Origin of the sequence: Streptomyces sp. NPDC006739 (genome assembly GCF_042869815.1) — a bacterium.
Taxonomy (GTDB): domain Bacteria; phylum Actinomycetota; class Actinomycetes; order Streptomycetales; family Streptomycetaceae; genus Streptomyces.
This window is the reverse complement of the sequence record NZ_JBIAGM010000038.1, coordinates 1-13,914: the sequence shown is the minus strand read 5'-3', so window position 1 is coordinate 13,914 and position 13,914 is coordinate 1. Positions and strand designations below refer to the sequence as shown.

14 protein-coding genes and 1 pseudogene are annotated in these 13,914 nt (G+C 67.6%); 11 read left to right on the top strand and 4 right to left on the bottom strand.

Annotation, left to right across the window (positions count from 1 at the left end):
- Positions 1–160: 160 nt before the first annotated feature.
- Positions 161–1,231, top strand: a complete 1,071-nt coding sequence (locus ACFYMM_RS40065) for an endo-1,4-beta-xylanase (RefSeq protein ID WP_388396636.1) — start codon at positions 161–163, stop codon at positions 1,229–1,231.
- A gap of 980 nt (positions 1,232–2,211) precedes the next feature.
- On the opposite strand, the gene ACFYMM_RS40060 is transcribed toward ACFYMM_RS40065, so the two are convergent.
- Positions 2,212–2,592: an STAS domain-containing protein gene (locus tag ACFYMM_RS40060; protein WP_388396634.1), complete on the bottom strand. Its 381-nt coding sequence runs from the start codon at positions 2,590–2,592 to the stop codon at positions 2,212–2,214.
- Between the two features lie 128 nt (positions 2,593–2,720).
- Between ACFYMM_RS40060 and ACFYMM_RS40055 the strand changes: the two genes are divergently transcribed.
- From ACFYMM_RS40055 to ACFYMM_RS40030, 6 genes are all read left to right on the top strand, one after another.
- Positions 2,721–3,077, top strand: coding sequence for a helix-turn-helix transcriptional regulator (locus tag ACFYMM_RS40055; RefSeq protein ID WP_388396632.1), 357 nt, complete (start codon positions 2,721–2,723; stop codon positions 3,075–3,077).
- 377 nt (positions 3,078–3,454) lie between these two features.
- A complete protein-coding gene (locus ACFYMM_RS40050) occupies positions 3,455–3,874 on the top strand; it encodes a hypothetical protein (RefSeq protein WP_388396630.1) in 420 nt (139 codons plus the stop codon).
- 108 nt (positions 3,875–3,982) lie between these two features.
- Positions 3,983–4,126: a hypothetical protein gene (locus tag ACFYMM_RS40045; protein ID WP_388396629.1), complete on the top strand. Its 144-nt coding sequence runs from the start codon at positions 3,983–3,985 to the stop codon at positions 4,124–4,126.
- 1,164 nt (positions 4,127–5,290) lie between these two features.
- Entirely contained in the window at positions 5,291–5,644 is a 354-nt protein-coding gene (locus ACFYMM_RS40040; RefSeq protein WP_388396627.1) for a hypothetical protein, read from the top strand.
- Positions 5,645–5,691: 47 nt separating this feature from the next.
- Entirely contained in the window at positions 5,692–6,003 is a 312-nt protein-coding gene (locus tag ACFYMM_RS40035) for a hypothetical protein (RefSeq protein ID WP_388396738.1), read from the top strand.
- The gene (locus ACFYMM_RS40030; protein WP_388396624.1) at positions 6,000–6,680 is read left to right on the top strand and encodes a hypothetical protein; all 681 of its coding nucleotides are present in this window, start codon (positions 6,000–6,002) and stop codon (positions 6,678–6,680) included. The genes ACFYMM_RS40035 and ACFYMM_RS40030 overlap by 4 nt, the downstream gene beginning before the upstream one ends.
- 379 nt (positions 6,681–7,059) lie before the next feature.
- Here ACFYMM_RS40030 and ACFYMM_RS40025 read toward each other — a convergent pair whose 3' ends face one another.
- Positions 7,060–7,839 (bottom strand): alpha/beta fold hydrolase, encoded by a 780-nt coding sequence (locus tag ACFYMM_RS40025; RefSeq protein ID WP_388396621.1) that lies wholly within the window; start codon positions 7,837–7,839, stop codon positions 7,060–7,062.
- Positions 7,840–8,242: 403 nt separating this feature from the next.
- Here ACFYMM_RS40025 and ACFYMM_RS40020 point away from each other — a divergent pair.
- Positions 8,243–8,833 (top strand): annotated as a pseudogene (locus tag ACFYMM_RS40020) (transposase); the annotation flags it as partial.
- A 233-nt stretch (positions 8,834–9,066) separates the two neighbouring features.
- Complete coding sequence (locus ACFYMM_RS40015; protein WP_388396618.1) at positions 9,067–10,422, top strand: cytochrome P450; 1,356 nt, start codon at positions 9,067–9,069, stop codon at positions 10,420–10,422.
- 171 nt (positions 10,423–10,593) lie between these two features.
- Here ACFYMM_RS40015 and ACFYMM_RS40010 read toward each other — a convergent pair whose 3' ends face one another.
- Together ACFYMM_RS40010 and ACFYMM_RS40005 are read right to left on the bottom strand one after the other, a co-directional pair.
- The gene (locus tag ACFYMM_RS40010; protein ID WP_388396617.1) at positions 10,594–10,782 is read right to left on the bottom strand and encodes a hypothetical protein; all 189 of its coding nucleotides are present in this window, start codon (positions 10,780–10,782) and stop codon (positions 10,594–10,596) included.
- Between the two features lie 287 nt (positions 10,783–11,069).
- Entirely contained in the window at positions 11,070–12,485 is a 1,416-nt protein-coding gene (locus ACFYMM_RS40005; protein ID WP_388396615.1) for an alpha/beta hydrolase family protein, read from the bottom strand.
- Positions 12,486–12,820: 335 nt separating this feature from the next.
- Between ACFYMM_RS40005 and ACFYMM_RS40000 the strand changes: the two genes are divergently transcribed.
- Both ACFYMM_RS40000 and ACFYMM_RS39995 read left to right on the top strand, forming a co-directional pair.
- Entirely contained in the window at positions 12,821–13,267 is a 447-nt protein-coding gene (locus tag ACFYMM_RS40000) for a hypothetical protein (protein WP_388396612.1), read from the top strand.
- Entirely contained in the window at positions 13,251–13,472 is a 222-nt protein-coding gene (locus tag ACFYMM_RS39995) for a hypothetical protein (RefSeq protein WP_388396609.1), read from the top strand. The genes ACFYMM_RS40000 and ACFYMM_RS39995 overlap by 17 nt, the downstream gene beginning before the upstream one ends.
- Positions 13,473–13,914: the final 442 nt, after the last annotated feature.

The window sequence follows — 13,914 nt, the reverse complement described above, 5'->3', positions numbered from 1 at the left end:
GTGTCCGTCCACCGGGAAAGAACCGGTTCGCCCCGGGCCGGACCGGACTCCGTAGCGCGGCACCGGCAAGTGTGACCGCCATCCGCCCGGCCGCCGTGCCCCGAGGGGGCCTGAGCGGCATTCCCCCATCCGAAACCAAGTCGGCCATTGGAGGTCGAAGGTGACCACAGACAGGACCTTGATCGGATTACGCAGCACAGGGATCGGCAGCCGCGCGCTGGCCGTCGCGCTGACATTGATGACGGCGCCGACGCTCGTCATCACGACGGCCGCACATGCGCAGGCGGCGAGTCCGACACTGCGCAACCTGGCAGAGGCCAAGGGCCGGTACTTCGGCACCGCCTTGACCCAGGGCGACCTGAACGCCGGGGGCGAAACCAACATCGCCGGAACCCAGTTCGACGCGGTCACCCCAGGCAACGAGATGAAATGGGACACCACGGAACCGTCGAACGGTCACTACAACTTCGGGCCCGGCGACCGCATCGTTTCCTTCGCCAAGTCCCACAACATGCGGGTACGCGGACACAACCTGGTCTGGCACTCCCAGCTCCCCTCCTGGGTGAGCAGCACACCGCTGAACCAGGTACAGCGTGTGATGGATTCCCACATCACCACGGAGGCGGCCCACTACAAGGGTCAGGTCTACGCCTGGGACGTGGTCAACGAGCCGTTCAACGAGGACGGCAGTCTGCGCCGCGACGTGTTCTACAACGCGATGGGCACGAATTACATCGCCGACGCGCTGCGCACCGCACACGCCGCCGATCCCGGCGCCAAGCTGTACTTGAACGACTACAACATCGAGGGCGAGAACGCGAAGAGCAACGGGATGTACAACCTCGCGAAGCAGCTGCTCGCCCAGGGCGTGCCGCTGAACGGAATCGGGTTCGAAAGCCACTTCGTCGCCGGCCAGGTTCCCGCTTCTGTGCAGGCCAACATGCAGCGCTTCGCGAGCCTGGGTCTGGACGTGGCGGTGACCGAACTCGACGACCGCATTCACCTTCCCGCCGGAAGCGCGGCCCTGCAGCAGCAGGCGTCCGATTTCGGAAGCGTGGTCCGCGACTGCCTGGCCGTCTCCCGCTGCGTCGGTGTCTCGCAGTGGGGCGTGGACGACGGCCATTCCTGGATCCCCGGCACCTTCCCCGGCTACGGCGCGGCCACCATGTACGACGGCAACGACCAGCCGAAACCCGCCTACCACGCCGTCGTCAGCGCCCTGGGCGGCTAGGGCTTTCTGCGAACGGATCCAGGTCGTGAATGATCACGCGTTGCGGGACGTGGTGATCTGACGCATGGCCAGTGGGCCCGGCTGGAGCCGTTGTCGCCACGGGGCATCAAGCCGGGCCGTGCGCCGGTGGGGAGTCGGCGGCAGCTGATGGACGGCATACGGTGGCGGACCCGGATCGGTGCCCCTGGCGTGACGTGCCGGAAGGCTACGGGCCCTGGGGCCGGGTCTGCCACCTGTTCCGGCGCTGACAGCGGGACGGCACCTGGACCAGGATCGTCCCCCGCCTCCAGGCCGAGGCCGATGCGAAGGGCCTGATCACTGGGACGTGCACGCCGACTCCAAGGACTGCCGGGCCCACCAGCACGCCGCCGGTGCGGAAGGCCCAGACGTGGCGCACCGAGGCCAGCCGTTGGTTCTTGACCCGGCCGGCCATGATCGCGACGCTTCGCCGGAGGCTCAGGTGACCGGTGCTGCTCCGGCCGACCGCCTTGAGGAGGGACCGCAGCTGGGTGCGGGTGAGCTTCGCGGCGCGTTCCGGGGCAACATCTGGTTCGTTCCCGTTCCCAGCCACGCCGGCGGCTCAAGTCCCCTACGCCTCGCACCGCATGGCCCTCACCCTCGCCGCCGACCAACGGCGCAACCCTCTACTTCGACACCGCCCTGTCCTTGAGTCCCGCAGCGCTACCCACGCTCGTAAGCCTGCGCCACTCCGCCCGGCGGGCCGCCGGCCGCCTGCTGTTCACACTCATCCAGCCCGGCACCGCTGAAAGGCGATTGCGCCAGCGACCGCGGTGAGCGTGAGTTCAAGGCCGTCGAATCGAGCGCAACCGCGGCTATTCCGGTTGCAGCTTGCACCGCGAACCGCACGAAGGGACGGCCGGCCGCACCGACGACTGCCGCCGCGGTAAGCGGGTGCGGGGTACCACCCTGCCGCTGTCACTCCCCGTCGGCACGCGTCCGACTGACCGACGGCGGGAGGCTCAGGAGACCGCGGCCTCGTCCACGGTCTCTCGTATCTCCAGCACGGCGTCGGTTCCGGTGATCGCAAACAGGCGCTGAAGCTGCTCCGGCGGAGCAGCCACACGCAGGGTGCCCGCCTGGTGGGTAAGGATCAAGAGGTTGAGGAACGACGAGTCCGCGAAGTCGATCCCGGAGGCGTCCAGAACCACCTTCGCATGCTTCCTCACAGCGGCGTCCAGTGCGTCCGCCAGGGGCGGAATCGAGTGCATGTCGTAGGCGCCGTGAGCGGTGATCACCCAGGCGCCGCGGCATTCGTACTGCTGCAAGGCAGCCGTCGGTCCAGGCCCGCCGGCGCGGCCGGACCCCTGCTTGGCACCGGTGCTACTCATGAGTTTCGGCATGACGGCCTCATTCCAGGACACCTTCGAAGCCCCTCATCGCTGCGCGCAGCGCGGAGCACGCCATCGGTTACCGGAAAAGTATGTCATGTATCTGGCTTCGTCAATGAGCATCCCCTAAAATGCTGGGCATGGTTGCAGTGCCCGAACCTCACAGCGGATGGACGTTCATCACCAGCCACGCGCGCGTACTGGCCGCCATCGCCGACAATCCGAACGTCCGGATCCGCGACATCGCCGCCCACTGCCGGCTCACGGAGCGTGCCGTCCAGCGCATCATCTCCGATCTCGAACAAGACGGTTACCTCTCCCACACCCGGGACGGTCGAACGAACACCTACCGCATCGAGCCCGACAAGGTGCTGCGCCATCCGGCAGAAGCCGGCCTGCCCGTGGCCTCCCTGCTGTCCCTGCTCGTGCAGGACGAGACCGACCGCGGCAAAACACTGGAACCGATCCGGGCACATATCCCCCAAACCCACCACTGACCCCGGCTCCGGATGGACTCCAGGACGCCGGTACGGCCCGCGCAGCATCCACCGCAACGCCCAGCGCAACACTCTGTGCACCACCCAGCGCCACGCCCACCGAAGCCCGGGGCCTTCACGACCTGATCTCGTGAGCACCCTCCAGGCCGAACCCCCGGGCAGGCGTCACTCGCAGTTTCCGGGCGCCAGAGAACGAGGGGTGCGTCGCAGGTGAGGAAGATCGGCTTGCGGCTGGTCTCAAGTCGCCAGTGCCGGCCACGGCACTTCGGGGCGATCACGAGGCAGCTGGCTCCGGGGGCGCGGCTGGTGACGGTCGAGCCGCACCCGGTGTACAAAGCGCTTTGCTTGATCAATCCGGCCGCCTCTACGGTGTGACGATGTCGGAGTCGGCGCCCGGTGAACGGCGCCTGGAACAGGGGGCGGTCCACGTGGGCGTGTTTGTCCGGATCAGGGGCTGGCTGGAGTGCGATGAACGGCAGCTCATCCAGGTCAAGGAGATCGTCGAAGCAGACGATCCCGATCGGACGTATAGCGGTGGCTGGGCCTTTCCCACGAGGCAGTACAACTTCACCAATTGGGCCTTTTTCGGGGCGGAGATGCGCGCGCTGTCCGTCGAGTGGTTCCTGGAGCAACTGCAACGCGTGGCGCGGGTTGCGGCTTCCGACGACGACAACGAACTGATCACCGGGCTGTTCCTCGTCAGCCACGAGTGCGACGGCATGAGCGAGTGGCAGGTTCGCGACGGCATCGTGTCGATCGGAGCCCCGAGCGGGGCCTATCAGTTCCTCGACGAGTAGGGCCGGTGAGAAACCCTCGGTTCAGACCGCGTCGGTGTCGCGTTCGATGACGGCAGGAACGAACCGGCGAGCCGGAGACCGCCTGCATCAGCGGGTGATGATCGTGCTGTGCTGGTCAGCACACTGGTAATGCCGCTGACCGGCGCGGCCCCGGCCCACGTGATCGACGGCCACTTCGACGCCTACTGCGCCACGGGCACGATCACCACCCAATACGCGACCTTCGCCCACCACGGCGCCGGCGACGCCTGACCCACGACGAGACGACCTTGCCGCCTGCTAGCCGCCTGAGTGATGCGGGCGTACTGCGGAGCCTGAATCGTGACCTTTCCCGGACCATGCCACTGGTGGTCCGGCGGAAACCCGACAGGCTTGGCCGGCCCGGGAGCATCAAGGTCGGGAACAGCCGACTGGGGAGTCACCACCCGGACCGCCATGGTCCTGCCAGAACGTCACCTTGGTGGTGGCCTCGGCCGCCGTTCCTCCCCATACCAGGCTCGCTCCGAGCACAAGCACGGTGCATGCCGTCATGGACCTGCGCACAAATCCTGGCAAGGCCTCCGCCCCCGCCGAATCCCGAGACTCCGATCCCCACGTCCGACCTGGTCGGTGGGGCGGAGCTTGTTTCACCTGCAGCAGTCGTCTGGGCGCGCTCATCATCGTCCTTCACCGTTCTTTCAACCGCCCACCACAGGCGGTTGCTCTGATTCCGAAGTCGGGCCGGCAGATCACTTTGGGGAATTGCTCGCGGATCGAGTTGGGCGAGAGGCCGCACGAACCGGTAACCCACCTGCGTCGACCTGCGGTCCCTGCGGGCCTCGCGCCCTGCTCCACCGGGCGTACTGCGGTCGCATCGTTCTGCGCAGAGCGAATGGTCCAGCCGCCAGAAAGATCGGGCACCCACATCGATCAACGCCAGCCTTGGTCGACGCTTACCGGACGCCGTCGGCCATTCCCGTCAAAGCGAGTTTGAAAATGCTGTCCGCGTCTGTGGCACACATCCGGAGTCACCCAGAGACAAGGGGAGGCAGTGCCAACGGCTATCGCTGCGCTCTCGCGCCAGGCCACGGGTCCCGGCCGGGGTCCATTGATGGTCCCGGAAATGACGCAAAGCAAAGGGATCGCCTTCACCCACACAGGTGGTCTCACATCGGAGGCCCCATGGACGTATTAGCACCACGGACACAACCGAAGAGGGGAGGCGCCAGTCAGGGGAACTTTGCCCCGGCCCACGCCCCACCACCGGCGCATGTGACGGTGACGGGCGCGTCCGGGCAGGCGCCCAATACTTCCACGCGCCCTCATCGACCACGCGAAACGATTCGGCGTTCCCCGTTCGAGGGAATCCATGCTTACCTCAGGTCGGCTGGGGCATCGCTGGCACTGTCTGGGTTTTCATCGAAAGAGAGAAACCTCGTGCCTCTTCGCTCCATCACAGCGGCCGCTTCCGCCGCCGCGTGTGCTCTCGTTCTGCTCGTCGCCGTTCCCGGTTCGGCTTCAGCAGCGACCGGACAGTTTCGCTACTCGTACACCACGGCCGAGGGCTACGAGGCCACCGGCTTTTTGAACAATCCCGTCAGCGGTAAGTGCATCAACCTCCCCGCGCCGGGCTCCGCGCCGGGTTCTCCTTCCCGGGCGCCCAAGAACCGCACGGACGCCACCGCCACCGTCTTCCTCGACGCCGGGTGCGAGGGCGACACCTACTACATCCTGCCCCAGGGCGCCGGCGCCTCCGACCGCCTGCTCGTCCGCTCCGTCGTCTTCTCCTGAACGTCGTCTTCTCCTGAACGAAGCATCGCCAAATCACGCCCTGACCGCTGCCAGAGCCGCAAGCCACGTGGCGCGTACCCGCAGGTCCAGGATCTTGGTGGCACAGCACAACAGCTTCCAGCGAAAGGACGTCCCTCAAGGCCGACAGCAAGCGTGAAGAGTTCGACGCGATCGACACCGACAACGACGGCTACATCACCGCCGCGGAACTCAGGGCCGCTCTGGACGGCAACGGCCGCATCAGCGACGAGCACATCAGCATCATCGAGACGGCCGGAATTACGCGGATGACGTCCGGGACGGGTGTCGCAGAAAAGCAAATGATCTCACGCCCCACCTCTCTCAGGGAGTTCCGATGAACCTTCGACGCGCATTCACCGGCCGCCGTACCACGGTCGGCGCCGTGCTGGGCATGGCCAGCCTGCTGACTCTCGCCCCGACCATGGCACGGGCCACACCGTCCGTCCCCCCGGTCGCGGCCGCCAACGAGCTGCCTCCCGTCGGGGAAGTGGACCACGAACCGCTCGCAGGCGACATCACCTTCCACCTGAACGGCCAGACCTGCCAGGCCCGCGTGGCGGGATCGGTCGAGGAGGACGTCGTAGCCCAGGACGCCGCGCACGAGACCGACACGGTCACCGAAAGGCACCTGCACATGGGCGGCAGCGAAGCCTGCGGGAACCGCCGTGCCACCGGAGGCACAATCACCATCGAGCAGAACGACGTCGACGTCGACGCGAAATCCCTGCTGCGACTCACGCAAAAGTTCCCGCCACGGTATGAGCAGGTCATGGTGCTGAGCTTCACCATGACGATCGACCAGCCCGATGCGAAGAACGGTCAGACCCGCGCCGCACGCGAACCCCTGGTGCTGACCACCAAGAACCCGGCCCAGCTCATCGGCCAACTCACCCAGTTCCCGCCCAAGGGCGACCTCTACCAGCTGCAGAACCCTGTCGATCTCGTGCTGCCCGACGACCCGGACACCACCATCGCCACCATCCAGAAATTCCCGGTCAAGGTCGGCGGCCTGTAACCAGAAACAAACTGCAGACTGCCTCGGGGGCTCATCGGCGCCGGGCCCCGCACGGACCGCCTCATGAGGCTGGTCGCAGCGCACGGGGCACGTGTGAGGGGAAGCGGCGAGCGGACGACTTCACAAGCGCATCGCTGTGCTGACCGGCCCGCACGCCGTGGCCGCGCCGGCGTGGGCTGCCGGTACCGGTCCGGCAGACACCGACGCCCAACGCGTACGGCTGCGCGCTGCGGGTTTTCACCGGATGGCGGCCCGCATGGTCCGGGCACGGCCACCGGGGGACGTGGAGCGGCCGGCTCGGTGGATCACCGTGCAATTAAATGTCATCGGCGTGGTGCCGCCGCTTCCTCGGCCACCTTCACCGGCACCGGGACGCTGGCTATGGTCGGCCGTGGTCCGTGAGCGCTGCCGCGGTGGCCCGTACGAAGGCTCCCGGGTTGTCCAGCATGATGTTGTGGCCGCAGTCCGGGATCGAGACGACGGACACCCCGGCATCGGAGAGCGCGTCGGTACCTGAGAGCGGACTGTCGACCTCGGGCAGCAGGTAGGTGCGGGGGATCTTCAGGTCCAGCAGGAGCTCACGCATGGTGGGAACGGTCCCGCGGACGAGATGAGTGGCGCTGCGGTGGAGGGCTTCCAGGCCGGCGAGGCGCATGGTGGACGACCAGTGGACGCCGACCCGGTCGCGGACCTCTTCCCAGCCGCCTCCCAGGAACTCCTGCTCAGAGTACGCAGCGATACCGCTGCTGCCGCTGGCCCCAGGCGTGCGGGGTAGCGGGTCGAGGTTGGCGTCGACCAGGACCAGGCGGGACACCAGGTGCGGGTGGCGGGCAGCCAGCACGATGGCCACCGAGCCGCCCATGCTGTGCCCGATCAACTCGGCGCCGGTGACGCCCGCAGAAGCAAGAACTGCGGCGACGGCATCGGCGTGAGACTCCAGCGTGTAGCTGAAACTCGTTGGCCGGTCACTGATGCCGTGCCCGAGCAGATCGATCAGCAGCGAACGGTGGCCGGCCAGCAGAGGGTCGACCGCAACCTCGGTGAAATAGGCAGGCGAAGTCGCGCCCAGCCCGTGCACGTACACGCGGGACGGCTCCCGGCCCGGCAACTCCACCCAGCGGATCTGGTCACCCTTGTCCGTCACAGTGGCGGTGTGCACGGTCTGCTCCCCCTGCAGTCAAGATCGGTGCCAAAACGAGAGTAACCAGGAGCGTAACCCGGAGAGCCTCGAAGCAGATGACGGTGCCCGGGCCGGATTCGGTCTGTCAACGGGTGAGCTCCGACGGGTGCGAAGGGGTTGCGGATCGGCCGCGCTGGAGTGTCGACGATCACGTAATTGGCCCGGTCCGTGCCGCCGCGGAGGGGGGTCGTCGAGGCGTCGGCCTGCGCCGATGGAGGCGAACCATCGCCACGTTCCTGGGTGGCCGTCCCGGTGAACGCCCGAGCCGAACACTGCAGTTACCGGGCGGCCGCACCCACCTGCTGGGCCTGCCCACCGCCCCGGCAGTGCCCGAGCAAGCGCCGCGGGTGCTGGGGGCCGACGAGTTCGCTTTCCGCACGGGCGGCGCTACGGCACCGTCCTGGTCGACGTGGAAACGACCCACGTGGTGGACGTCCTCCCCCACCGGGACGCGGTCACCTTCGCCGACTGGCTGCGGGAACATCCCGGCGCGGAGATCATATGCAGGGACCGGGCCAGCGCCCACTCCAGCGTCGTACGCGACGCGGTACCGGACGCACAGGAGGCTGCCGATCGCTGGCACCTGCTCGCCAACTCTCCTCCGCCGTCGAGAAGACATGCCACCAGCCCCCTCCCTGCCTGCGGAAACAGGCCGAAGCCGAACGAGACGCACAGCCCGGCCGATGAGCGATCCGCTTCCACCGCCGACACTGCCGCCGACGAAGATCGCGGTCCGCACCCGGGACCGGCACGCCGACATCCACCGCCAGCCAGCAAAAGGATGCTCCGCCTCCGCCATCGCTTGCCTCCTGCACCTGGACCGCAAGACCGCCCGCCGCTTCCGCGACACCGACCTCCCTGGAGCTCGGGCGTCGTCGAAGGCCACGTCAACCGCATCAAGACCATCCAGACAGCCGTGTATGGCTGTGCCTCGTTCCGGCTTCTCCGCACCCCCATCCTGCTGCGAGCATGACCTGAGGATTCACGGCGTCACGGTCAGAGCCAATTATCCGATCGCCGACAACGGCTGGCCGGTGAGGAATGAGGAGCTGGAGCTGTTCGCTGGGGTGGCCGCACTGATGCCCGGCGCCACAGGCGACCGATCAGCTTGTCCCACGTGGCGCAGGAGACGTTCATGACAGGATTGCGCCGGGAAGGTTCAGGGCAGTCATGGAGGCGCCCATGACTGCCGTGAAGAGGTGACCCGTGACGTCCACCGCGCCTCCCCCCATACCCCGAGCTGCAGGATCGTTTCCGCTCATCGGCCACGCGTTGAAGATGCGCGACAACCTCGGCTTCATCGACTCGCTGCGCGAGACACGGGAACCACTCGTCGAGATCGTCCTGCAGCCCGGGACGCGCACGATCGTGGTTCAGGACCCGGCCCTGATCCACCAGATGCTCAAGGGCCTGGGACCCAGCCTCGACAAGGGCCGGCTCTACGACAAGCTGGGCCAGCTACTGGGCGACAGCGTCGTCACCGCCACCGGCCGCGACCACGTACGCAAACGCCGCCAGCTTCAACCCGCGTTCGCCCACACCGAGATCAGCCGGTACGTCGACCTCATGCGCGCCGAGGTGACGGCCACCGTCGCCGCCTGGGAGCGCGGGCGGCCCCTCGACGTACACGAGGCGATGGTCGGGCTCAGCCTCGACATGCTGGCCAAGACGGTGTTCGCCGGCAGCCTCGATGACGCCGTCTTCCGTCGGCTGCGCAGCAACGTGTCGGTGGTGATGAGCGGCGTCGGTCTGCGCATGATGCTGCCCGACTGGGCCGAGCGCCTGCCGCTGCCCTTCAACCGCCGATTCGACCGGGCCCGATCCGCGGTGCGCGCCACCATCAGCACCGCCGTCGACGAACTTCATGCCTCCGGGCACGACACCGGGGACATGCTCTCCATGCTGCTGCGCACCATCGACGAAGAGACCGGCGAGCCGCTGACCGCACATCAGATCTGCTCCGAGATCTTCCTCCTGGCCGTGGCGGGCACCGAGACGACCGCGTCCTTGCTGTCCTGGACCCTGTACGAGCTCGCACGCAACCCCGCCATCGAGGCCCGGGTCCTGGCCGAGCTGGACGAGGTCCTCGGCGAACGGCCGGTCGCCTTCGACGACATGATCCGGCTGCCGTACCTGGACCGGGTGATCACCGAGACCCTGCGGCTGCACCACCCCGGCTGGCTGGTCACCCGCCGCACCACCGAGGAGACCCGGCTCGGCGAGTGGACGCTGCCCGCCGGCACCGAGCTGGCCTACTGCCAACACGCCCTGCACCGCGACCCCGAGCGCTTCCCCGACCCGCTCACCTTCGACCCGGACCGGTGGACCGACACCGCTCAGGAGCCTCCGCCCGGCGCGTTCGTGCCCTTCGGGGACGGCAAGCACAAGTGCATGGGGGACCGTTTCTCCCTCACCGAGATGGTCACGGCGCTGGCGACGATGCTGCGTTCGGTACGGTTGGAACTCGCTGAGGGCCAGGTCATCCGCCAGGTCGCCCGGCTCACGGTACGGCCGCGCAACCTGCGGATGACCGTCCGACCCCGAGCCGGGGTCGGCCTCTAGCGCATGTCTCTTCCAGCACCACTGTCAGGGACGGTGCCGGCGTTGCCATCCCCCTCGCGCGCCGGATCCGCCACGCCGGCCGTCCCGGCATTGTTGCGATCCTCGGTCGCCCCGGAGAACTACCGCACGGCTCTCGTATAGTTCTGAAGTCGCCGACCAGCGGACGGGCGGTCAGCCGGCTGCTCTGCGCTCGATCTCCGGCACCGGGGGCAGCCAGTGCACGGCGTTGTCGCGGAAGGACGCGTGAACGGGGACAAGGTCTGTTCCGCTGGTGTCGTCAAGGGCGGTGACGTTGATGCCGATCTCCGGGATGCCGGCTCGCTCTCGCCGGTCCAGATGACCGTCGCGAAGCCCACCCACCACATGACGGGGGTGCCGCCGAGCTTCTGGCAATCCCCGCAGGCACAAGTATGAGGGAAGACAGCCGGCCTCCGGGTGGTGAAGCGGATGCGGCCACACAGGTAGCCGCCAGTGCGCCCCTCAGCAGCTTCGACTCCCTGAGGGTCAGCCGCGGCGGTGGCGTTCATCAGGTGACCTCCCGGACCGATGAGCAAGTTGGGCCCATCGGTGTGCCATCCCTTTCGTGATCGCCAGGACGCTGCTTGGCGGCTCGAAGGGGCGGCCGTGGTGCGGGTACGGCCGGTGCCTCATCGGAGGAACCGGATCTGCGGGTACCGGGTTGAGGGGCGCTGGAGCAGGTGGTTGTCGAGGTGGCGCAGATGAAGATCGAAGAATGCTCGTACGTAGTCGCGTTGGGCGTGGATGGCGCGGTGCGGATCGAGGGTGCCGATGGCTTGCGTCACCTGGCCGGACGTCAAACCGAGGACCGGCGCGGCCTGCGGTAGCAATGTTTCCAGGTCGGTGAACGAGGTGTGTGTGGAGCCGATGAGGGCCAGTTCGCGTTTCCAGCCGTACTGGCCGGCCCAGAACTGATCCCAGCTGGGATCCTCCGGGCCTGGGCCGGGGTCGCTGCCGAGGAGAAGGAACGGCCGGTCGGTACCGGCGGTGACGGGTGGCAGGAGGCTGCCGTCCAGGTTGACGCCGGCTTGCAGGCGCCGGTCGGCGCGGATGGCTGCGGCAGCTGTGGCGCCACCGAGGGAGTGGCCGAGCATGCCGACGCGGGACAGGTCGAACGCGCCGGTGAGGGTGGGTGGCAGGGGCCGCCGTCCGGCGTCGGTGTTGTGTCCGGCGTTGAGCGCGGTGAGCTGGTCCAGCACGAACCGGGTGTCCGCGGTGCGCACCGCGAGGGCTTTGGCGATCAGGGCATCGTCGATGTCGCCGGTGATGGCGAAGGTTTCCACCCGGCCGCCGGGAAACTCGACTTGATCAGCGTCGTAGGTGTGGTCGATGGCCACAACCAGGTAGCCGTGGCTGGCCAGTTCCTCGATCAGAACCGTGCCGAGGCTGCGGTCGCTGCGCAGGCCCGGCGAGTAGAGGACGACCGGCCTCCGGCACCGGCCGCGGTCCGCCGGCGCGGCCGGCTGGGCGTGCGTGGTCGGCAGCAGCAGCGCGCCTTGCGGGATGCCCTGTTCCCGCTCGAAGAAGGTGACGGCACCGGGTGACATCCACGGCGCGGGCGGGTGGCCATGGGCGGCGCGAGCCGGGTACCAAAGCTGGATCATGAGTTCGCGAACCGGGCGGGAATCCTGCCAGGGATCGACGCGTGCCCGGTCGACCAGGTGCACCGCGACCGTACCCAGGGGATGCGGACCGGCCGGGGCGGGGAGGGTGCTGAGGATTTGCGTGGAGTCTCGATCGATGCGCGTCGGGGACCACAAGTCCACGCGGATGAAGCGGCATTGGTCGGGCAGGTTCCCTCCGAGCTGGAGCAGTGGCTGTTCGCTCGTGCGGAAAGCCGGGAACCCTTCACGGAGCTCTTCTATCTGCCGGGCGCGGAGCCCGGATCGCTGACTCTCGGGGTGGCGCTCTGCGTGCAGCGCGCCGGCGATCACTTGCTCACGCGCCCCGTCTTCCTGGACGCCGAAGCCATGGATGACGTCTATCACCGGCTGCCGAGGGAAGCCTGGGCCATCTTCTGATCTGGGACAGCTGGGCACGAACACCCGTCCGCCCGGCGATCAAGCACGAAGCCAGATGATCAGGTGGCTAGGGTTGCTGGCCTTGCCGGGATTCTCGGCGGCCTCCCTGTTGTGGCTGTGCCAGACCGAGGAGAACGATCCGGAGCCGGCGTTGTGCGGTGTCGACGCGGCCGACGGGGACATGGCGTACGAGGTCCCGGCCGATGGCCGATGCGCGCTTCTTCAACCACAAGCCCTGACTCGACCTCGAGGAGGGTCCTGACCTGCTCGGGCACGGACAGTACGCCCAACATGTGATCGCCTTGCGTTCGCACCCCTGTCACGGGCGACAACACCCGTCCCCGCCGTAGCGTCGGAACATGCCGACCGAAGACAGCCCGGGCCTCACCGCCAAGCACTGGCAGGACTGCACGGACGTGTACGACTTCCTGGATCAGATCCGTCTCCGGCCCGGTGCGTGGCTGTCCGGCGGCTCACTTCGCGATCTGCAGTCCATGCTGATCGGCTACCAGGTAGCCCTCGGCGTGCACTCCATCAATGAACCCTGCGACTTCTGGCACGGCGGAGCTTTCAGCCAGTGGCTCGGAACGCGCCTCGGCGGCACCAGTCCGCTCGGCTGGGCAGCAGACATCGAGCGCAACACCCCTGAGGGCACAACTCCCGTCGACGAGTTCTTCCGTCTCCTCGACGCCTGTCGAAGCGACGCGTCAAACGCCCGCGCTCAACGACTGCCTCGGCGACGTGGCCTGCTACGGCGGCTACGACGATGCTCCCGAGGGCGCCGGACTGGTGCTCGTCTTCACTGACTACGACCGGTTCGCGACGAGCTGCCCCGGGGCGGCGCAGGTCGTCCTGGACATCATCGCCCGTCAGGCCGGGCAGGCAGCCGTACTTCGCCGCCGTCTGATCTGCCTGGTCCAGAGCAACGACCCGCAGATCCGGTTCGAGTCCGTCGGAGCCATGCCCGTCATGTGGAACAGCGATGAATGGGCGGACAGCAACCGCGGCTGAGCGAGTGGCACCAGAGGGAGACGAGCGGCTGAACCACCGTCCCTCCCAACGATCAAGCGGACGGTGCAATTCTCCGAACCCCGACGGTCTCGCCGGCCCAGCGGCACCCGTCATCGTCGGCCTCCGCCCGGATGAGGTCCCCACTAATCCTGGTCGCTGCCGAGCACTTCGCCTTCTGCCCTGACAACATCTGACAAGGCAGACGGCCGTACACACTGGCCGCGTACGCTGAGCGGCTCACCGGTGTCCATAACTGGGACTTCTGGTGGGACTGAGAACCCCCGCTGACACCCGGCCTGGGAAACGATCAACCGAACGATGGGAAGCGATCTTCACGGACGTCACATTGAACCGCCCCGGGTTCGGTAGAGATCTCAGATTGTGGTTGTGACCTGGGGTTTCGTGAGTTCTGTGTAGTAGTTGGCTTCGTACTCGACGGGCG

Coding starts and splice junctions, on each gene's coding strand:
- ACFYMM_RS40060 (WP_388396634.1), bottom strand. CDS start 2,592: ATGCCGAAACTCATGAGTAGCACCGGTGCCAAGCAGGGGTCCGGCCGC.
- ACFYMM_RS40055 (WP_388396632.1), top strand. CDS start 2,721: ATGGTTGCAGTGCCCGAACCTCACAGCGGATGGACGTTCATCACCAGC.
- ACFYMM_RS40050 (WP_388396630.1), top strand. CDS start 3,455: ATGTCGGAGTCGGCGCCCGGTGAACGGCGCCTGGAACAGGGGGCGGTC.
- ACFYMM_RS40030 (WP_388396624.1), top strand. CDS start 6,000: ATGAACCTTCGACGCGCATTCACCGGCCGCCGTACCACGGTCGGCGCC.
- ACFYMM_RS40000 (WP_388396612.1), top strand. CDS start 12,821: ATGCCGACCGAAGACAGCCCGGGCCTCACCGCCAAGCACTGGCAGGAC.